A 17,658-nucleotide genomic window follows, 5' to 3' on the forward strand; every position below is an offset into this window, starting at 1 on the left:
CCGGCCCCCTGCATGGGGCCGGCACGCATTCGGACGCGACGTGCCGCGCTGTGCCCGAATGCGTTTCCCTTCGCCCTGCCCGCGCGACAGGCGCTACACGAGCAGATCCTCTTAGAACGCGCCGAACGGCCGCGTCAGGCGCGCGATCCGGATATCGAGGATCCACAGCCCGGCCGCCGGCGCGGCATCGAAATCGCCGAGGTTGCCGGCCTGGCAGATCAACCGGTGCAGGGTCGCGCTTCGTCGCGCCCGACAGCAAAAACGGGCGCTCCGATGGAGCGCCCGCTCGCGGGTGAGGTCGATCAGAACTTGTGACGCAGGCCGATCCGCGTGACGAACTGCGTGTTCGCGCCTGCGTTGCCGATGAAGGAACCCGACGAGCCGATCTCCGCCTGCACCGGCACCGCGCGGCCATTGATCGTATTGCTGCCCGACGCCTTCTGGTAGGCCGCGCTGACGTACACGTCCGTGCGCTTCGACAGCGCATAGTCGACCGCGGCATTGACCTGATGCCACTTGCCGTCGAAGCGGCCGTCGAGCTTCGAGAACGTATAGCCGAGGCCGCCGCTCAGGGCCGGCGTGAACGCATAGCGGCCGCCGATTTCGTAGTTGTTCAGCTTCGACGATTCGCCCGACAGCGGCACGAACTTCGTATGCGTCCAGTTCGTCCACACGAGGGCCGCCGCGATCGCATAACGCGCGCCGACGCCGACCGTCTCGAGATCGCGCAGCCCCTGCGTGTTGACGTTCGCGATGCCGACGCCGAACGCGGGCGTCGCGCCGTTCGGGAAGCGGATGTTCGTGTACGCGGCGCCGATGCCGAACGGCCCCTGCGCATAGTTCGCGCCGAAGCTGTATACGCTCGACGAACCCTGCGAACCGTTCGCGCCGGTCGTGGTCGGCGTGCCCGCGAACTGCGTCGAGTTCGAGAAGCCGTACATCGCGCCGAACGTGAGGCCCGCAAAGTTCGCGCTCTGGAACTTCACGGCGTTGTTGATGCGGCTCGACGTCAGCTGGTCGAGATCGTTGATGTGATACGCGTAGTTGCCGGCCGGCGTCTGGCTGCCCATCGCGTAGTTCGCGCCGATGTAATCGGTCGAGAACGAGTACTGGCGGCCGAACGTCAGCGAGCCGATCCCGTTCTTCGACAGCCCGACGAACGCCTGCCGGCCGAACAGCGCACCGCCCTGGCCGATCGAGCCGTCACCGCTGCTGAAGCCGTTCTCCAGCACGAACAACGCCTTCAGCCCGCCGCCGAGATCCTCGGTCCCGCGAATGCCCCAGCGGCTGCCCGACGCGACGCCGTCACCGTACTTGACGAGCTTGCCGTGTCCGCCCGACGTCGCGACCTTGTTCGAATACGTGATACCCGCATCGATCAGCCCGTAGAGCGCGACGCTGCTTTGCGCGTGCGCGGCGGTGCCGAACATCCCGAGTGCGGCTGCGGCCGCGATGGTCTTTTTCATGTTCACTTCCTGTTGTTGTCGACGCGCGTCTGCGTCGCAGCGTGACGCGCGGCGTGTTGACGAATCACCGACTGATTGACGAACGCGAGCCACCGGATCGCCGCGCGCACATACACCTCATGCACATGCACGATGCTTCGTTTCGGTACCGGTATGGGCTTGCTGATGTGGCATGCCGCGGGGCGGCCGCCTGTGTTACAGCGCCTGCGCGCGTGCGCACCGAGTGCGCATGCCGCGACGACGCGTTGCTCCGGCGATGCAGGTCAGAATCTCTTCCGGCTTTCGTGGAGCGGGTGGACGACGTGGCGCCTGACGACGCCACGACCTTCGATATATTTTGCTGAATATATCGAGTTGTCACGAAACGGTAAACAATTATTCGGGTTCCTGTCGTCTTTCCTCCACAGGCGGCCGACGGTCACCCGGATCGAAGTCGCGACGCACGACGGCCCGCATCGCGTCGATGCCGGCGACGGCCTCATGCCGAAATCCAGCATAATCAGGCGGTTGAAAGAGCGCCCTCGCCGGCGCATGCACCCCGCACACGTTTGCGTCGCCATCCGGTTCACGGTTTGCCCGCGTTTCGCCGTCACGGGAGGAGCCAGTCTGTGCCGGTCTCGCGCACGGCGAACTGTGCGGGCGCAAAAATCCGCGGCACGCACACACTCGATGCGGCGCACCTCACGATGCCGGCGATCGCATCACCGACGACACCACGCCATCCCGCAGAAGACAGGACACCGACACATGGACCGAGCCGAACACATCAGCATCGAACAGACGAGCGCGCTTCCCGCCGACGAACTGGATCGATGCGACTTCTCGTTCGACATCGCGTGGGAATTGAACGCGCCGTATCAGGACTTGCTCGATCTGCGCGCGCTGCCGGCGCGCCGCAAGCACTACGGCTTCGATCCGGCCGGCTGGGCGGACGAGGCGACCGGCAAGACGGCGCTCTTTCGCGCGACGGCCGGCGGCCGGCTCGCCGGGTTCGTGGCGATCAGCCAGAGCTGGAACGGGATGGCCGAGATCGCGGAGCTGGCCGTCGACCGCCTCAGCCGACGGCAAGGCATCGGACAGTTGCTGCTCGCGGCCGCCGAATCCTGGGCGCGCAGCCACGGGTTCGGCTTCATGCGGCTGGAAACGCAGTCGAACAACATCGCCGCGTGCAGCACCTATGCCCGCTCGGGCTTCGTGCTGGGCGGGCACGATCGCCTGCTGTACGCGGACGACGAGAACGACGGTGAAGTCGCGCTGTTCTGGTACAAGGACCTGCGCGACGGGCAGACCGCACGGATCCGCACGGTCGACCCGGAATCGATGCGGCCGGCGCGCTGACGCACCGCCGAACGCGCGTCATTGCCGCCTCTCACGCGCATCACATCCGGATCATGCCCGCGTCGCCACGATGAACAGACGCGGGAACGGCAGCAGCACGGTGCCGTCGGCAAGCGCCGGATAGCCGCCCGGGCCCGCGATCGCGTCGCGATACCGCGCGAGAAACGCCGCGCGCTCGCCGTCGTCGAGCGCCGCGAGGAACGGCCGCAGCGCACTCCCCTTGAACCATTCGACGACCGCATCGGCACCGCCGCGCAGCGGGTGGTAGTAGGTCGTGCGCCACACGTCCACGCGCGAGCACAGCGGCGACAGCAGCGCGTGGTAATGACGCGCATCGAACCGCTCGGTGCGCGCCGCGCCTTTCAGCTTGTCCGCCCACGGCCCGGCCGCGGCGACCTCGCGCATCAGCCGATGCGCGGGTTCGTCGAGGTTGTCGGGCATCTGCACCGCCAGATGGCCGCCCGGCGCGAGCCGGCCGACGAGTGCCGGAAACAGCGTGTCGTGCGCGGGCACCCATTGCAGCACCGCATTCGCGAGAATCAGGTCGTAGCCGCCGGGATCGTCCCACGTGGAAATATCCACGACGTCGAAACGCAGGTCCGGCAGGCGCTTGCGCGCGGCGTCGATCATGTCCGTCGACGCATCGATTCCGTGGACCGTTGCGTCCGGCGCACGCGCGATCAGCGCCTCCGTCGAATTGCCGGGCCCGCAGCCGATGTCGATCGCGGTACGGATCGGCGTGTTCGGCACAGCGGCGAGCAGATCGCGGATCGGCCGCGTGCGTTCGTCCTCGAATTGCACGTACTGGGCCGCGTATCGATCGAGTGGGGTCGTCATGTCGTTCTCCTCGTGGTCGGCGTGGACGGCCGTGCCGCTGCCAGCGTGCGCGGTGCGGGGGCCGTCGATGCGAAGCATTCTGCGGTCGTCGTGAAGTTCAGTAAAATGAATTTAATATCGTGATTGATTCAAAATTCTGATGAAGATCGATACGCTCGGTGTTCAGGCTTTCGTCGCGATCGCCGACGGCGGCAGCTTCCGGCAGGCGGCCGATACGCTGCACGTCACGCAGACGGCCATCACGCAGCGGCTGCGCAAGCTCGAAACCTTTCTCGGCGTCGCGCTCGTCGAGCGCACCACGCGCCGCACCACCCTCACCGAAATCGGCCGGCGCTTCCTGCCGCAAGCGCGCCGGCTGCTGAACGAGCTGTCCGACGCGCTCACCGAAATTCGCGAAACCGGCCTGAGCCAGCGCGGCGACGTCACGATCGCGTGCGTGCCGACGGTCGGCGTGCAATACCTGCCCCGCATCCTGCGCGCATTCTCCGCGCACCGCCCGCACGATCGCGTGAAGATCCTCGATCACGCGTCGGCGTCGGTGGTGCAGGCCGTGCTGCATCGCGAGGCCGAGTTCGGCATCGGCATCGCCGGCGACCAGCATCCCGAACTGGTCAACGTCCCGCTGACGAGCGACCCGTATGTACTCGTGTGCCGCGACGATCATCCGCTCGCGAAGCGGCGGCGCATTCGCTGGGCCGCCCTGCAACCGCATCCGCTGATCTTCGCCGGCGAAGTGAGCGGCAATCGCGGGCTGCTCGACGGCGCGCTGAAGACGAGCGGCGTGTCGCTGCATTCGTTCTACGAAGTACAACGCAGCTCGACGGCGCTCGGGCTCGTCGCGGAGGGGCTCGGCGCGGCGGTGGTGCCGAAGCTCGCGATCCAGAAGAACGCGTACCCGATGATCCGCACGATCGAACTCGTCGAGCCCGCGGTGTCGCGCACGCTCGTGCTCGTCACGCGCCGGAGCGCGCAACTGTCGCCGGCCGCCCGTGCGCTGTACGACATGATCGTCGAACAGGCGACACCCTCTCGATAGTGACAGTCGCGCGTCACGAAGGCCATGCCTTCGGGTAGTATCGCGTCACGCGGTCGCGACGAACGGTGCCTACCCGGCGCCGCACGCGTCGTGCCGCCGCTGCAACGGCCGTTCCTCACCACCCCTGCACGGAGCACCGCATGGCCTATCGCAACTACCACAAGCGCAAGATTGCAGACCGGGAACTCCATCCCGAAACCCAGATGATGTCGTACGGCTACGATCCGTTCCTGTCGGAAGGATCGGTGAAGCCGCCTGTGTTCCTCACGTCGACGTTCGCGTTCCGCACGGCCGAGGACGGCGCCGAATTCTTCGACGTCGTGGCCGGGCGCAAGCCTTCGCCCGAAGGCGAAAGCGCGGGCCTCGTCTACAGCCGTTTCAATCACCCGAACCTGGAGATCGTCGAGGATCGCCTCGCGCTGCTCGACGATTCCGAAGCCGCCGTCGTGACGTCGAGCGGCATGTCGGCAATCGCCGCGATCCTGCTGACGTTCCTGCGGCCGGGCGACTGCGTCGTCCAGTCCGTGCCGCTGTACGGCGGCACCGAAACGCTGATCTCGAAGTTCCTGCCCGAGTGGGGCATCCGCTCCGAAGTGATCGCCGACGGGCTGTCCACCAGCGCGATCCGCGCCGCACTCGAAGCGGCCGCGCAAAAGGGCAACGTGCGGATGTGCTACATCGAGACGCCCGCCAACCCGACCAACGCGCTGTTCGACCTCGACGGGCTGCGCAGCGAGATCGATGCGTTCGAGGCGCGGCACGGCTACCGCCCGCTGTCGGTCTGCGACAACACGCTGCTCGGGCCGCTGTATCAGAAGCCGTCGCGGCAGGGCATCGACCTGAGCGTGTACTCGCTGACGAAATACATCGGCGGACATAGCGACCTCGTCGCCGGCGGCGTGACGGGCACCCGCGACCTGATCACGAAGATCCGCTCGGTCCGCAGCACGCTCGGTTCGCAGCTCGACCCGCATTCGTCATGGATGATCACGCGCTCGATGGAAACGCTCGTGCTGCGCATGCAGCAGGCCGCGCGCAGCGGCAGCGCCGTCGCCCGCTGGCTCGCCGGCAATCCGCATCGGCCGGTGCGCGTGCTGCATCCCGAGCTCATCGACGATCCGGCCTACCAGGCCGTCTACCGGCGCCAGTGCAGCGGGCCCGGCTCGACGTTCGCGTTCATCCTCGACGGTGGCCGCGAGCAGGCGTTCAGGTTCATCAACCACCTGACGCTCTTCAAGTCCGCAGTCAGTCTCGGCGGCACGGAGTCGCTGATCTGCCATCCGGCATCGACGACGCATTCGGGCGTGCCGGCCGCAGCGCGCGCAGCGGCCGGTGTGTCGGAAGGGTTGATTCGCGTGTCGGTCGGGCTCGAACATCCGGACGACCTGATCGCCGACCTGTCGTACGCGCTGGAGCATTGCTGACGCGGGTGGCGTGTGCCCCGTGCCGCCGGCATGGGGCACGCTGCCGACGCCCGGACGCCGACGCCCGGATGCCGACGCCCGGACGCCGACGTTCGAGCTCCGTCGTCGTGCTTGCTCGAGGATCAACACGATGAACACCACGCGGCATTCGTACCGGATCGCCGATCTGCAAGGCGTGCCGATCGCGACCATGACGATCGTGCAGGAAATCGACAAGCTGGACGCGTTGCCCGATCGCTGCTGCACGGGCCGCGTGTCCGTCGAATTCGAATACCAGGAGTCGCCATTCGGATCGCCCACCCGGGTCAGGAAATTCCCGTTCAGCGAACGGTGGCTTCCGCTCGACGACTCGTCGTTCAAGATGCACATCGGCGACTTCATGCTTCCGCCGGAATTGTGCTGCCGGGGCATCGGCACGCTGTGCTGGTCGGAGATCCATCGAACGCTTCCCCTTCCGCCGGGCTTCCCGCTCCTGCTCGCCGGCAGTCTCAGCGACAAGGACGCAACGATGACCGGCCACATTCTCGGGAAGACGCAAACGATCGACAACATCGAACGCCGGAATGCATTCTGGCGCCGCATGCTGGATCCGGCCCATCAGACGTTCGTATCCGACGCGAACGGCGACGGATATTTCAGAGGCCGGTTCGTCGATCCGGCCACTCACGCCAGCTATACGCCCAAGGCGATCGCCACGAGAATCTGAGCGCGCGACGCACGCCGGCCGAACCGGTTCAAAGCACCTTCACCATGAACACGCGCGACGTGCCTTCCGGTTCGCACGGCACTTCGCCGAATGCTTCGTAACCCTGCTTCCGGTAGAAATCCGGCGCCTGGAACGAGATCGTGTAGAGCACCGCCCGCGCGCATCCGCGTCGTTTCGCTTCCGCTTCGGCCTCGCGCAGCAGCCGGCTGCCGAACCCGCCGCCGCGCAGCGATTCGGGCAGGTAGAACAAATCGATGAAGAAGAGACCGAGCGACGTGCGCCCCGTCAGGCCGCCGACGATCTCGCCCGTCGCGGGATCGGTCACGTACACGTCGAGCGTGGCCGCGTCGGCGCGCCCCGTCATCGCGTGATTGAATTCGCCGAGCTTGCGGCTGATGAAATCGTGTGCGGCCGGCTGCTCGATGTCGGTCAGTCGCAGGGTAACGTCGGGAAGGGCTGTCATCGGGAGAGCGCGTCAGTGAAAGGGCCGCCGGGTGTATCGCACCGTCAGCGGGCGTCGCACGACTATAGCGCGTCGCCCGCCGCGTGGCGACCGCGCTACTCGCGTGCGATGTGGCATTCCCACGCGTCGTTCGGCCACATCGGGAACCCGAAACCCGGCGCCGAAGGCACCGTTGCGAAACACGACGGCTGCGCCGCTTTGCACGTGGCATCGCCACAGTCACCGTAGCCGACCCGCTCGGTCATGAGCGAGCGCACCGCACACGATCGCCCCGTTTCCCTCCCCCGAGCAAGCGACCACCGTAAACGACGGGCCCGTCATGCGCCCGCCGTCGCTTTCGTCATGCCGTCACACCATCATGCCCGCGCTCACGCCACCGCGAACGCCGCCTTCATGTCGGCCACGCGGCGCCGCTCGCGCGCGATCATCATCCGGTTCACGACGATCACGCCGATCGTCACCGCCGTGATGAACAGCGTCGCCAGCGCGTTCATCTCCGGGTTCAGCCCCAGCCGCACGCGCGAGAACACCACCAGCGGCAGCGTCGTCGACCCCGGCCCCGACAGGAACGCCGACAGCACCAGGTCGTCGATCGACAGCGTGAACGACAGCAGCCAACCCGACAGCAGCGCCTGCGAGATCAGCGGCAGCGTCACCACGAAGAACACCTTCAGCGGCGTCGCGCCCAGATCGAGCGCCGCCTCCTCCAGCGACTTGTTCATCTCCTTCACGCGCGACTGCACGATGATCGCCACGTACGACACGCACAGCATCACGTGGCCGATCCAGATCGTCACCATCCCGCGCCCCTTCGGCCAGCCGAACATCTGCTCCAGCGCAACGAACAGCAACAACAGCGAGATGCCCTGGATCACCTCCGGAATCACCAGCGGCGCGTTGATCATCCCCGTGTACAGCGTGAAGCCCTTGAAGCGGCCGAAGCGCGCGAGCACGAAACCCGCCCACGTGCCGATCACGACCGACGCGGTGGCCGTCAACAGGCCGATCTTCAGCGACAGCCACGCGGCGGTCAGCAGCTCGTCGTCGTCCAGCAGCGCGCTGTACCACCTCAGCGAGAAGCCCGACCACACCGTCACCAGCTTCGACTCGTTGAACGAGTACACCACCAGGCTGATGATCGGGATGTACAGGAACAGGAAGCCGAAGGCGAGGACGCCCGTCGACAGCGGTTTGCTCGGCTTGATCATTTCGCGTCCTCCAGTTCCTTGACCTGGTAGTACTGGAACAGCGCCATCGGCACCAGCAGCAGCATCACCATCGCGACCGTCACCGCGGACGCCATCGGCCAGTCCATGTTGTTGAAGAATTCATCCCACATCACGCGCCCGATCATCAGCGTGTCGGCGCCGCCCAGCAGTTCCGGAATCACGTACTCGCCCACCGCCGGGATGAACACCAGCAGGCTGCCGGCGATGATCCCGTTCTTCGACAGCGGCAGCGTGATGCGCGTGAACGCGACCCACGGCTTCGCGCCGAGGTCGTACGCGGCCTCGAGCAGCGTGAGGTCCATCTTCACGAGGTGCGCGTACAGCGGCATCACCATGAACGGCAGGTACGAATAGACCATCCCGATGTAGACGCCCGCGTCGCTGTGATAGAGGCGCAGCGGCGTGTGGATGATGCCCAGCGCGATCAGCGTGTGATTCAGGAGGCCGTCGTCCTTCAGGATCCCGATCCATGCATACACGCGGATCAGGAACGAGGTCCAGAACGGCAGCATCACGGCCATCATCAGCACGTTGCGGCGGTTCGGTTCCGAGCGCGCGATGTAGTACGCCATCGGATAGCCGATCAGCAGGCACAGCACGGTCGACACGGCGGCCATCTTCAGCGAGCTGAGGTAGGTCGCGATGTACAGGTCGTCCTGCAGCAGGAACGCGTAGTGCGACAGCTGCAGCGCGAAGTGCACGACGCCGTCCTTGATCTCGACGAGCGACGTGTACGGCGGGATGCCCATCACCTGGTCGGCGAAGCTGATCTTCAGCACCAGCACGAACGGCAGCGCGAAGAAGATCGCGAGCCATACGAACGGCACGCCGATCGCGACGCTGCGGCCCGACGGCAGGAAGCGCGACAGCATGGAGAAACGGCCCGGGCGCGCGCGGCCGGCGCCGGTGCTCGCGGCGCCGGCAGACACCGGCGCGGACGGAGTGGAAGCGGAGGTTCTCATCGTGGCGTCCTCACTGCGTCAGCACGACGCCGCTGGCCGGCGACCACGACACGAACACGTCGTCGTTCCACGCCGGCGCGTTGTCGTTCATCAGGTGCGAGCTCGACAGGTTCGACACCACCGTCTTGCCGCTCGGCAGGCGCACGTGGTACAGCGAGTAGCTGCCCATGTACGCGATGTCGGTCACGACGCCGCGCGCCCAGTTGTGTTTCGAGCCCGGTTTCTCGCGCGACACGTGCACGCGCTCCGGGCGCACCGAGATGCCGACCGGCATGCCGAGCGGGCCCGTCACGCCGTGACTCACGTACATGCGTGCCTCGAGGTCGTCGCTTTCGACGAAGATGTGGTCGGGTTCGTCCTCGACCACGCGCCCTTCGAACAGGTTGGTCGAGCCGATGAATTCGGCCGAGAAACGGCTGTTCGGGTATTCGTAGACTTCGCCGGGCGAGCCGATCTGCACGATCTTGCCTTCGCTCATCACCGCGAGGCGGCTCGCCATCGTCATCGCTTCTTCCTGGTCGTGCGTGACCATCACGCAGGTCACGTCGACCTTCTCGATGATGTTCACGAGTTCGAGCTGGGTCTTCTGGCGGATCTTCTTGTCGAGTGCGGACATCGGCTCGTCGAGCAGCAGCAGCTTCGGGCGCTTGACCAGCGAACGGGCCAGCGCGACGCGCTGCTGCTGGCCGCCGGAGAGCTGATGCGGCTTGCGCTTCGCGTACTTGCTCATCTGCACGAGCGCGAGCGCGTCGGCCACGCGTTCCCGGATCTCGTTCTTCGGCGTGCCTTCCTGCTTCAGGCCGAACGCGACGTTCGATTCGACCGTCATGTGCGGGAACAGCGCGTACGACTGGAACATCATGTTGACCGGGCGGCGGTATGGCGGCAGCGAAGCGAGGTCCTCGCCGTCGACGAAGATCTTGCCGGAGGTGGCCGTTTCCAGCCCTGCAAGCATGCGCAGCAGCGTCGACTTGCCGCAGCCCGAGCTGCCGAGCAGCGCGAACAGCTCGTTCTTCGCGATCGTCAGGTTCACGTTGTCGACGGCCGTGCTGTCGCCGAATTTCTTCACGACGTTTTCGATGCGCACGAACGTTTCGTTCGGCTTGAGCATGTTCGTCGTCGGTCGATGCATCGCATCAGGTGTACTGAATGAATCCCGTTTCATGATGGTCCGTTTCAAGCAGGTAAGCGAATCTCAGGCGTCACGCGCGACCGGCGGCAGTCGGGCGGTGCTGGCGGAGAGGGATCGAGCGATTCCTCGTCCGGAACGAATGGCGCAACGAAACAGGCAGGGAAAACGCACGGCGATCGATGGCGATCAGTCGCGAACGACCGCGGCCACCGCGCTGGCTGTCATGAAGATTTCATCGGTTTTCATCGGGCTTTCCGCACGTTTTCGTCGTCTCCAGTGCGAATTTTTAAACCCGTCAAAAACCTTTTGGATCGCGGATTTCCGTTCCGGACATTGATCGGGATCGATGTTTGGGAAGGTGGGAAAACGGGGGCACGACCCGCCTCGCGCGGCGGCGCGGGCGCCCCGGCGGCACGGGCGCCGCCGGATGACACGGAAGACGAAACGGAGGGTGGGGAAAACGAGCAGCCGGGCGGCTGCAACGCGCGGCCTGGGCGCCGTGCGGGTCACGTCACTTCGCGTTCAGTTCCTTCCAGCGCCGGTACACGTCGATCGCGCCGCCGTGCTTCTGCTGCACCATCGGCAGCCGGCGCGCCTCGACCGGCTTCGCATATTCGGCATAGAACGTGTCGAGCTCGAAATACTTGCGGTCGTCGCGATAGAACGGCGCGTAGTCCTCGCGCGTCGTGATGTAGACCACGCGTTTCGGGCTGCAGTAGTACAGCGCGCCGAGGCACATCGGGCACGGGCTCGCGAGAATGTAGATCTCGCAGTCGGTCAGGTGCTCGGTGCCGAGCTTGCGGCACGCGTCGCGCACCGCGAGGATCTCGGCGTGCGCGGTCGGGTCGCTGGTTTGCGCGACGAGGTTCGGGCTCTCCGCGACGATCTCGCCGTCGCGGACGATCACCGTCGCGAACGGACGGCCGCCCTCTTCCACGTTCTTCATCGCAAGATCGATCGTCCGTTTCACAAAATCCATGGCTGTGTCCTCGTTGAAACGGCATGGCGGAAACGTGCGCCGGCCGGCGGCCGATGCACGTCGGGCGAGAGCCTGCACGGCACGGCTGCCGCGGCGCGGCGGCGCGCCTGCGTCAGAACGGCTTGGTCGGCAGGTACTTGCCGTCGAGCGTGATCACCGCACGCGAACCGCCTTCCGGATCGTCGACCTTCTTCACGTCGAGCCGGAAATTGATCGCGCTGATGATGCCGTCGCCGAACTTCTCGTGTACGAGTGCCTTCAGCGTCGTGCCGTACACCTGCAGCATTTCGTAGAAGCGGTAAATCGTCGGGTCGGTCGGCACGCGATCGTCGATGCTGCCGCGCAGCGGGATCGTCTGCAGCAGCAGCACCGCGTCGTCGTCGAGGCCGAGCTTGTCGGCGACATTGCGCGCCGCATCGGCCGGCAGCGCATGCTGGCCGAGCAGCGCGGCCGTCACGAACGCTTCGCTCAGGCCCGTGCCTTCGGTGAGCTGCGCGAACGACAGGTTCTTGCGCGCCTTCGCGAGAACGACGGTCTCCGCGAGCGCGTGGCGGGCGGTCTGGCTGTGCTGGGACTGGATCATGGCAATTCCTCGTGGGTAGGTTGGAGCGATTCACGCCGCGACGGGAAGCGTCGCGGGCGTGGCGCGGACCTCGGGATGGTCCGCCAGGGAGACGAACCGGCCGGTCGCGCCGTCATGGGCGTCGATGCAGCCCGATTCGATGTCGTAGACCCAGCCGTGTAGCGCGAGCCGCCCTTCTTCGAGCGCGAGCCGCACGGCGGGGTGCGTCTTCAGGTTCGCCAGTTGCGCGACGACGTTCTCGCGCACCATCGAGTCGATCCGCTCGCGTTCGCTGCGATGCGTGCGCGCCTCGTTCACGACGCGCGCCGAATCGGCATAACGCAGCCAGTGACCGACGGCCGGCATGTGGTCCATGCACTGGCAGGTGGCAATCGCGGTCATCGCGCCGCAATCGGAATGGCCGCAGATCACGACGTCGGTCACGCGCAGCGCGGCCACCGCGTATTCGACGGACGCCGACACGCCGCCCGGCTCGGGGCCGTACGACGGCACGATGTTGCCGGCATTGCGGATCACGAACAGGTCGCCCGGTTCGCGCTGCGTGACGAGTTCGGGCACGAGCCGGCTGTCCGAGCACGAGATGAACAGCGCGCGCGGATGCTGGCTGCGCGCGAGATCGCGGAACAGCGTGGCGCGCGCCGGATACGCGTCGCGCTGGAACTTCAGGAAGCCTTCGATGATGTCCTTCATCGCGTGTTCTCCGGTGCGGGTGGAATCGATGAAGAGCAGGTTACGCCGGACTTCCAATAACGTAAAAGACTGATTTATGATCTACCGGATAAGCAGGACTTATAGGAACCGCCATGCTGCTGCGCCATATCCATTACTTCCTCGCCGTCGCCGAACATCGCAGCTTCACGCGCGCGGCCGCCGCGCTGCATGTGTCGCAGCCCGCGCTGTCCCAGCAGATCCGCCAGCTCGAGGAGACGCTCGGCGCGCAGCTGTTCGACCGCACCGGGCGCGTGACGCGGCTGACCGACGCCGGCGACGTGTATTTCCGCTATGCGCGGCAGGCGCTGCACGATCTCGCGGAAGGCCGGCGTGCCATTCACGACGTGCAGGATCTCAGCCGCGGCTCACTGCGGATCGCGGTCACGCCGACCTTCACGAGCTATCTCGTCGGGCCGCTGGTCGAGGCGTTTCACGGCCGCTATCCGGATGTGTCGCTGTCGGTGCGCGAGATGTCGCAGGAACGCATCGAGGCGCTGCTCGTCGACGACGAGCTCGATGTCGGCATCGCGTTCGACGAGGTGCAAACGGCCGATATCGCAGCGGAACCGCTTCTGGTCGAAACGCTCGCGCTCGTCGTGAGCCGCCGGCATGCGCTCGCCGGAAAACGCAAGGCCGGCCTGCGCGCGCTGCACGACGCGTCGCTCGTGCTGCTCACGGCCGAATTCGCGACACGCGTGCAGATCGACCGCTATTTCCGCGAGCACGACGTGCGGCCGCGCGTGTCGATGGAAGCGAATTCGCTGGGGGCCGTGATCGAGATCGTGCGCCGCACGAACCTCGCGACGCTGCTGCCCGCGACGATCGCGAGCGGCCACGACGATCTCGCCGCCGTCGCGCTCGATCCGGCCGTCCTGCGGCGTACGGCCGTGCTGCTGCAACGCAAGGGGGCGTACCGGAGCGCGGCCGCGCGCGCGTTCGTCGAACTGGCGCTGGCGCATGGGGCGGGGCCTGTCAGGCGCGCGCGATGACCTCGGGCGCCGGGGTGCACGGCACGCGCCCTGGCGCTACCGGCAACGGATCGTGCCGCCGAACCGACTCACAGGAACACCGACATGCCGAACCTGCTACGCCGCCTGATACTCAACCCCGTCGCCATCGCGGCATTGCTGGCGGGCGCGGCCTGGTGGATCCACGCACAGACGCGCGCCGACGGCCCGTATCGCGTCGTGGGGTTCAACTACACCGATCGTGGTGTCTACAGTTTCGTGGTGGATGGCTTCGGCGCGGGCAGCGTGCACGCGCGCCAGTTCGGCGGCGGGGGCGGCACGATGTGCTGCATGAGCGTGCCGCGCGGCAAGAAGACCTGGCACGTCAGGATCACGTACGATCTGACGCCTGAAGAAGACGCCCGGAACCAGGCGCCCGACATCGTCGAAACCGACGTCGCCGTGCCGGCTTTGCCGAACCGGCGCGACGGTTATATCGAGTTTCATTTTCTACCCGGCCGCAAGATCGACGCCCGATGGGTGGCGTACCCGACGATGCCGCGCATGCGTGCCGCCGGGTGACCGGGAAGGGACTGCGCAGCCCACCCGCCCGGCGCTGCGTCAGTTGTAACCGAGAATCGCCACCGCCGCGACGTCCGGCCGATCGATCGTATTCCCGACGAGCGACGTCATCGGCTCCTGCAGCACGGCCTGATACGACGTCACGCGCGCGGCCTCCGGCACGCCCGCGTCATCCGGTGCCGGTTCGTCGAACGCGGCATCGAAGCCGCTGTAAAACCCCGGTTGCGTCTGCGAAAAAGTCATCTCCACTCCTTTACCTGATCATGTTTTCGATGTTCTAACCGACCTGCTTCAACGTCGCCGCGTGCACCGCCGCGCCGTCATGTGCGGCTTCCGATCGCGCCAGCTGCGCGCGCGTGCGCCGCGTGATGTGAATCACCGCGAACACGACCGGCGCGATCAGCAGGCCTTCCGCCAGTTCGGGATCGACCGGCAGGTTCATCACGTGCAGCGCCTTGAACGCCGCCGTCGCGAGCGACAGCACGTAGTACGAAATGGCTGCCACCGACAGCCCCTCGACCGCGTGCTGCAGATGCAGCTGGTTGCGCGCGGTGCGCTCCATGCCCGCCAGCAGGCGCGTCACGTCCTTTTCCTGCGCGAGGTTCACGCGCGTGCGCAACAGGTCGACCGCTCGCGCGATCCGCGCGGCGATCTGCTCGTGGCGCGCCCATACGCTGCGACAGGTTTCCATCGCCGGCGCGAAACGCCGCTCCATGAATTCGGCGATCGTCGGCATCCCTTCGATGCGTTCCTCGCGCAGCTCGTGGATGCGCGCCAGCACGAGCTTCTCGTACGCCCGCGACGCGCTGAAGCGCGCGCCCGATCCCGACAGCGACTCGACCCGTACCGCCAGATGCGTGAGCTTGACGAGCAGCGCGGTGTCGTCGCCGTCGGCGCCGCTCGCGTCCATCCGCTGCATCAGTGCATGGAGCGCCGCGTGGATCTCGTCGAGTTCGCGGCTCATCCGGCGCGCGACGGGCAGCGCCAGCAAGGCCATCATCCGGTACGTCTCGATTTCATGCAGGCGCTGCAGCAGGCGGCCGCCCTGCTCCTCGCGGAAATCCTCGTCGACGACGAGAAAGCGCATGAAACCGTCGTCGCGCACATGCCAGTCGCAGAACACCTTGCCGCCGCCGAGCACGTTGCTGCCGACGAGCGCGGGCCCGTCGATCCAGCGGCGCAGATCGCCGCAGACGAGCCGCGCGGCGTCGCCCGTGAGCAGCTCCATGCGCACCGCGACGAAGCGGATGCCGGCAAGCCGCGCGAACCACGCGGCCGGAATGCCCTCGATCGCGAGATCGTCGAAATAACCGGTGTCGCGACGCGGCGCGACGAACGTGAAGGTCGAGAATTCGGTGTGGCGCTCCCACTTCAAGTGCCAGCCGCTCGGCGACTGCACCGCGTAATGCGTCGCGCCTTCGTGCGGCGCGGCGATGCCGGTATCGCGGCACAGCGCGTGCAGCAGCGTTTCGTGGATGTCGGGCTGGCCGTCCGCGTAGATCGCGTAATGCGTGAGCGACACGGCTTCGGCGAGCCGCAGGAACGGCCGGGCATGCAATTCCGCGGCCAGCGCCGCGCGCAACGGATGGTCCATCATCGATACACCACGCTTCCCTGTTCAGTCCCGCACACCGGATCGTCCGGCCCGAACGCCGCGCAGCCCTCGGGCGAAACGTCAGCGTGATCGCACTATGGCAGACACACAGCAACAATAAAAACGCATAATGCTGATCGTTACGTTCAGTTTTCCTGATACCCATGAAGATGCTCGATCACGACGTGCTGGCCACCGTCGTCGCCGTCGCGGAGACCGGCAACATGACCCGCGCGGCCGAGGCCGTGAACCGTTCGCAGTCGGCCGTGAGCATGCAGATCAAGAGCCTGGAAGACGCGATCGGGCGGCCGCTGTTCGTGCGCAAACCGCGCAGCATCGTGCTGACGCGCGAAGGCGAGGTGCTGCTGGGATTCGCCAGACGAATGCTGGCGCTGCGCGACGAGGCCTGGGCGGCCGTGGTGCGGCCGGAAGTGACCGGCAAGGTCGTGATCGGCGTGCCGGACGACTATGCGTCGTCGCTGCTGCCGTCGGTGCTGAAGAAATTCTCGGCGACCTACCCGAAGGTCGAGATCCAGGTGATGGGGCTGCCGAGCAGCGCGCTCGCGCCGCTGATCAAGGAAGGCACCGTCGATCTCGTCTGCGGCACGCGCATCAAGGGGCTGTCCGGCGACTTCATCCGCCACGAGCCGATGGCGTGGGCCGCGATGACGAACGGGCCGCGCGTGTGGGAAGAGCGGCCGCTGCCGATCGCGGTGTTCATGCCGGGCAGCGTCGCGCGCGAGAACGCGATCCGCAGCCTCGAACGCGCGAAGGTGCCGTACCGCACCTCGTATGAAAGCCCGAGCCTGCTCGGGCTGCTCAGCATGGTCGAGGCCGGCCTCGCGGTCGCGCCGCTCGCGCGCTGCGCGATTCCCGCGCAACTGTCGATGCTCGGCCGCGCGCACGGGCTGCCCGACCTGCCGCCGCTCGAACTGATTCTCGCGCGCAGCACGAAATCGAAGCGGCCGCCGTGCGACTTTCTCGCGGAACAATTGATGGAAGACCTGCAACGTCAGACCGGGCAGACCGGCGACGCGTGATCAGCGCATCGCGCCGAACCCGGCCGCGTCCAGTGCCGCGTTGACGTTCGCGGCCACCTGATCGACAAGCGCTTCCAGCGTATCGCCGCATACCTGCGTGTGTTCCGGTGCGACGTGCTCCGCGCGTTGCCAGCCCCACTGCGCGCCCGACGCGACCGACAGCGTCGCGCCGAAGCGGTTGCCGTGGCGGCGGCCGAAGGTGCTCACGCGCCGCCCGGCCATGTAGTCCTGTTCGGGCAGGCAAAGCCGGATCTCGACCGCGACCTGGTCGCGATCGTTGACGCGCGCGGCCGGGCTGACCGTCGCGGCGAACACCTTGCCGATCCGCCAGGTCACGTCGCGCTCCCACGCCGCGAGCGGCCCGCCGGCCGCGTCGACCCGCTCGGTGTCCACCGACCACTGATGCCGGTCGGGCACGACGATCGCCTGATGCAACAGCATTTCGGCCACGCGCACCGTCGTCATGAGCTGACGCGCGAGTTGCTGGCCCGACGGCAGCGACGCCGCCCGTACCCGGCCGTTTGCCGGTTGCACGACAGGTACTGCTTCCAATAGATCCATGACTCCTCCGCATGCATGATCGGCGCCGCGCACGCAGCATCGCGCGCCTGTCCGCCGCCTGAGGGCGG

At 66.7% G+C, this 17,658-nt stretch carries 21 protein-coding genes; 9 read left to right on the top strand and 12 right to left on the bottom strand.

The window, feature by feature from the left end:
* The first annotated feature begins 12 nt into the window (after nt 1–12).
* Nucleotides 13–315, top strand: coding sequence for a hypothetical protein (locus tag ACTJLD_RS04360; RefSeq protein WP_440658112.1), 303 nt, complete (start codon nt 13–15; stop codon nt 313–315).
* Here ACTJLD_RS04360 and ACTJLD_RS04365 read toward each other — a convergent pair.
* The gene (locus ACTJLD_RS04365) at nt 303–1,466 is read right to left on the bottom strand and encodes a porin (protein WP_440658113.1); all 1,164 of its coding nucleotides are present in this window, start codon (nt 1,464–1,466) and stop codon (nt 303–305) included. The two genes, ACTJLD_RS04360 and ACTJLD_RS04365, sit on opposite strands and share 13 nt — an antisense overlap.
* Nucleotides 1,467–2,213: 747 nt before the next feature.
* Between ACTJLD_RS04365 and ACTJLD_RS04370 the strand changes: the two genes are divergently transcribed.
* Nucleotides 2,214–2,804: a GNAT family N-acetyltransferase gene (locus tag ACTJLD_RS04370; protein ID WP_060171680.1), complete on the top strand. Its 591-nt coding sequence runs from the start codon at nt 2,214–2,216 to the stop codon at nt 2,802–2,804.
* Nucleotides 2,805–2,855: 51 nt separating this feature from the next.
* On the opposite strand, the gene tam is transcribed toward ACTJLD_RS04370, so the two are convergent.
* Nucleotides 2,856–3,641, bottom strand: coding sequence for a trans-aconitate 2-methyltransferase (gene tam, locus ACTJLD_RS04375; protein ID WP_119336307.1), 786 nt, complete (start codon nt 3,639–3,641; stop codon nt 2,856–2,858).
* 139 nt (nt 3,642–3,780) lie between these two features.
* Here tam and ACTJLD_RS04380 point away from each other — a divergent pair, with 139 nt between their 5' ends.
* From ACTJLD_RS04380 to ACTJLD_RS04390, 3 genes are all read left to right on the top strand, one after another.
* Nucleotides 3,781–4,677, top strand: coding sequence for a LysR family transcriptional regulator (locus tag ACTJLD_RS04380; protein WP_322072584.1), 897 nt, complete (start codon nt 3,781–3,783; stop codon nt 4,675–4,677).
* A gap of 140 nt (nt 4,678–4,817) precedes the next feature.
* A complete protein-coding gene (locus ACTJLD_RS04385) occupies nt 4,818–6,101 on the top strand; it encodes a cystathionine gamma-synthase family protein (RefSeq protein WP_440658115.1) in 1,284 nt (427 codons plus the stop codon).
* A 130-nt stretch (nt 6,102–6,231) separates the two neighbouring features.
* A complete protein-coding gene (locus ACTJLD_RS04390; RefSeq protein ID WP_334046349.1) occupies nt 6,232–6,807 on the top strand; it encodes a hypothetical protein in 576 nt (191 codons plus the stop codon).
* A 28-nt stretch (nt 6,808–6,835) separates the two neighbouring features.
* On the opposite strand, the gene ACTJLD_RS04395 is transcribed toward ACTJLD_RS04390, so the two are convergent.
* The 4 genes from ACTJLD_RS04395 to ACTJLD_RS04410 form a co-directional block, all read right to left on the bottom strand.
* Nucleotides 6,836–7,270: a GNAT family N-acetyltransferase gene (locus ACTJLD_RS04395; protein ID WP_027789881.1), complete on the bottom strand. Its 435-nt coding sequence runs from the start codon at nt 7,268–7,270 to the stop codon at nt 6,836–6,838.
* 368 nt (nt 7,271–7,638) lie between these two features.
* Entirely contained in the window at nt 7,639–8,478 is an 840-nt protein-coding gene (locus ACTJLD_RS04400) for an ABC transporter permease subunit (RefSeq protein ID WP_440658118.1), read from the bottom strand.
* Nucleotides 8,475–9,461, bottom strand: a complete 987-nt coding sequence (locus ACTJLD_RS04405) for an ABC transporter permease subunit (protein ID WP_069253847.1) — start codon at nt 9,459–9,461, stop codon at nt 8,475–8,477. Before ACTJLD_RS04405 ends, ACTJLD_RS04400 begins: the two co-directional genes overlap by 4 nt.
* Nucleotides 9,462–9,471: 10 nt before the next feature.
* Nucleotides 9,472–10,593, bottom strand: a complete 1,122-nt coding sequence (locus ACTJLD_RS04410) for an ABC transporter ATP-binding protein (protein WP_240440053.1) — start codon at nt 10,591–10,593, stop codon at nt 9,472–9,474.
* Between ACTJLD_RS04410 and ACTJLD_RS04415 the strand changes: the two genes are divergently transcribed.
* On the top strand, nt 10,541–10,930 hold the full coding sequence (locus ACTJLD_RS04415) for a hypothetical protein (RefSeq protein ID WP_160313244.1): 390 nt from the start codon (nt 10,541–10,543) through the stop codon (nt 10,928–10,930). The genes ACTJLD_RS04410 and ACTJLD_RS04415 overlap by 53 nt on opposite strands.
* A gap of 174 nt (nt 10,931–11,104) precedes the next feature.
* Here ACTJLD_RS04415 and ACTJLD_RS04420 read toward each other — a convergent pair whose 3' ends face one another.
* From ACTJLD_RS04420 to ACTJLD_RS04430, 3 genes are all read right to left on the bottom strand, one after another.
* On the bottom strand, nt 11,105–11,572 hold the full coding sequence (locus ACTJLD_RS04420) for a nucleoside deaminase (protein ID WP_119338695.1): 468 nt from the start codon (nt 11,570–11,572) through the stop codon (nt 11,105–11,107).
* A gap of 112 nt (nt 11,573–11,684) precedes the next feature.
* Nucleotides 11,685–12,155 (bottom strand): cyanase, encoded by a 471-nt coding sequence (gene cynS / locus ACTJLD_RS04425; protein ID WP_021160503.1) that lies wholly within the window; start codon nt 12,153–12,155, stop codon nt 11,685–11,687.
* A 30-nt stretch (nt 12,156–12,185) separates the two neighbouring features.
* Nucleotides 12,186–12,845, bottom strand: a complete 660-nt coding sequence (locus tag ACTJLD_RS04430; protein ID WP_027789886.1) for a carbonic anhydrase — start codon at nt 12,843–12,845, stop codon at nt 12,186–12,188.
* Between the two features lie 113 nt (nt 12,846–12,958).
* Between ACTJLD_RS04430 and cynR the strand changes: the two genes are divergently transcribed.
* Together cynR and ACTJLD_RS04440 are read left to right on the top strand one after the other, a co-directional pair.
* On the top strand, nt 12,959–13,855 hold the full coding sequence (cynR, locus tag ACTJLD_RS04435) for a transcriptional regulator CynR (protein ID WP_440658122.1): 897 nt from the start codon (nt 12,959–12,961) through the stop codon (nt 13,853–13,855).
* Between the two features lie 84 nt (nt 13,856–13,939).
* Complete coding sequence (locus ACTJLD_RS04440; protein ID WP_060086111.1) at nt 13,940–14,395, top strand: DUF3304 domain-containing protein; 456 nt, start codon at nt 13,940–13,942, stop codon at nt 14,393–14,395.
* A gap of 39 nt (nt 14,396–14,434) precedes the next feature.
* Here ACTJLD_RS04440 and ACTJLD_RS04445 read toward each other — a convergent pair whose 3' ends face one another.
* Entirely contained in the window at nt 14,435–14,638 is a 204-nt protein-coding gene (locus ACTJLD_RS04445) for a hypothetical protein (protein WP_060373268.1), read from the bottom strand.
* Nucleotides 14,639–14,672: 34 nt separating this feature from the next.
* Entirely contained in the window at nt 14,673–15,992 is a 1,320-nt protein-coding gene (locus ACTJLD_RS04450) for a DUF3422 family protein (protein ID WP_060373269.1), read from the bottom strand.
* A 161-nt stretch (nt 15,993–16,153) separates the two neighbouring features.
* Here ACTJLD_RS04450 and ACTJLD_RS04455 point away from each other — a divergent pair, with 161 nt between their 5' ends.
* A complete protein-coding gene (locus tag ACTJLD_RS04455; protein ID WP_021160509.1) occupies nt 16,154–17,029 on the top strand; it encodes a LysR family transcriptional regulator in 876 nt (291 codons plus the stop codon).
* On the opposite strand, the gene ACTJLD_RS04460 is transcribed toward ACTJLD_RS04455, so the two are convergent.
* Complete coding sequence (locus ACTJLD_RS04460; RefSeq protein WP_440658124.1) at nt 17,030–17,590, bottom strand: hypothetical protein; 561 nt, start codon at nt 17,588–17,590, stop codon at nt 17,030–17,032.
* Between the last annotated feature and the right edge of the window lie 68 nt (nt 17,591–17,658).

Origin of the sequence: Burkholderia sp. 22088, assembly GCF_052045915.1 — a bacterium.
Taxonomy (GTDB): Bacteria; Pseudomonadota; Gammaproteobacteria; order Burkholderiales; family Burkholderiaceae; genus Burkholderia; species Burkholderia cepacia.

Bases quoted from the DNA above. Each gene is read 5' to 3' on its own strand.
- ACTJLD_RS04360 (WP_440658112.1), top strand. From the start codon at position 13: ATGGGGCCGGCACGCATTCGGACGCGACGTGCCGCGCTGTGCCCGAAT.
- ACTJLD_RS04365 (WP_440658113.1), bottom strand. From the start codon at position 1,466: ATGAAAAAGACCATCGCGGCCGCAGCCGCACTCGGGATGTTCGGCACC.
- ACTJLD_RS04370 (WP_060171680.1), top strand. From the start codon at position 2,214: ATGGACCGAGCCGAACACATCAGCATCGAACAGACGAGCGCGCTTCCC.
- tam (WP_119336307.1), bottom strand. From the start codon at position 3,641: ATGACGACCCCACTCGATCGATACGCGGCCCAGTACGTGCAATTCGAG.
- ACTJLD_RS04380 (WP_322072584.1), top strand. From the start codon at position 3,781: ATGAAGATCGATACGCTCGGTGTTCAGGCTTTCGTCGCGATCGCCGAC.
- ACTJLD_RS04385 (WP_440658115.1), top strand. From the start codon at position 4,818: ATGGCCTATCGCAACTACCACAAGCGCAAGATTGCAGACCGGGAACTC.
- ACTJLD_RS04390 (WP_334046349.1), top strand. From the start codon at position 6,232: ATGAACACCACGCGGCATTCGTACCGGATCGCCGATCTGCAAGGCGTG.
- ACTJLD_RS04395 (WP_027789881.1), bottom strand. From the start codon at position 7,270: ATGACAGCCCTTCCCGACGTTACCCTGCGACTGACCGACATCGAGCAG.
- ACTJLD_RS04400 (WP_440658118.1), bottom strand. From the start codon at position 8,478: ATGATCAAGCCGAGCAAACCGCTGTCGACGGGCGTCCTCGCCTTCGGC.
- ACTJLD_RS04405 (WP_069253847.1), bottom strand. From the start codon at position 9,461: ATGAGAACCTCCGCTTCCACTCCGTCCGCGCCGGTGTCTGCCGGCGCC.
- ACTJLD_RS04415 (WP_160313244.1), top strand. From the start codon at position 10,541: ATGCGCACGAACGTTTCGTTCGGCTTGAGCATGTTCGTCGTCGGTCGA.
- ACTJLD_RS04410 (WP_240440053.1), bottom strand. From the start codon at position 10,593: ATGCATCGACCGACGACGAACATGCTCAAGCCGAACGAAACGTTCGTG.
- ACTJLD_RS04420 (WP_119338695.1), bottom strand. From the start codon at position 11,572: ATGGATTTTGTGAAACGGACGATCGATCTTGCGATGAAGAACGTGGAA.
- cynS (WP_021160503.1), bottom strand. From the start codon at position 12,155: ATGATCCAGTCCCAGCACAGCCAGACCGCCCGCCACGCGCTCGCGGAG.
- ACTJLD_RS04430 (WP_027789886.1), bottom strand. From the start codon at position 12,845: ATGAAGGACATCATCGAAGGCTTCCTGAAGTTCCAGCGCGACGCGTAT.
- cynR (WP_440658122.1), top strand. From the start codon at position 12,959: ATGCTGCTGCGCCATATCCATTACTTCCTCGCCGTCGCCGAACATCGC.
- ACTJLD_RS04440 (WP_060086111.1), top strand. From the start codon at position 13,940: ATGCCGAACCTGCTACGCCGCCTGATACTCAACCCCGTCGCCATCGCG.
- ACTJLD_RS04445 (WP_060373268.1), bottom strand. From the start codon at position 14,638: ATGACTTTTTCGCAGACGCAACCGGGGTTTTACAGCGGCTTCGATGCC.
- ACTJLD_RS04450 (WP_060373269.1), bottom strand. From the start codon at position 15,992: ATGATGGACCATCCGTTGCGCGCGGCGCTGGCCGCGGAATTGCATGCC.
- ACTJLD_RS04455 (WP_021160509.1), top strand. From the start codon at position 16,154: ATGAAGATGCTCGATCACGACGTGCTGGCCACCGTCGTCGCCGTCGCG.
- ACTJLD_RS04460 (WP_440658124.1), bottom strand. From the start codon at position 17,590: ATGGATCTATTGGAAGCAGTACCTGTCGTGCAACCGGCAAACGGCCGG.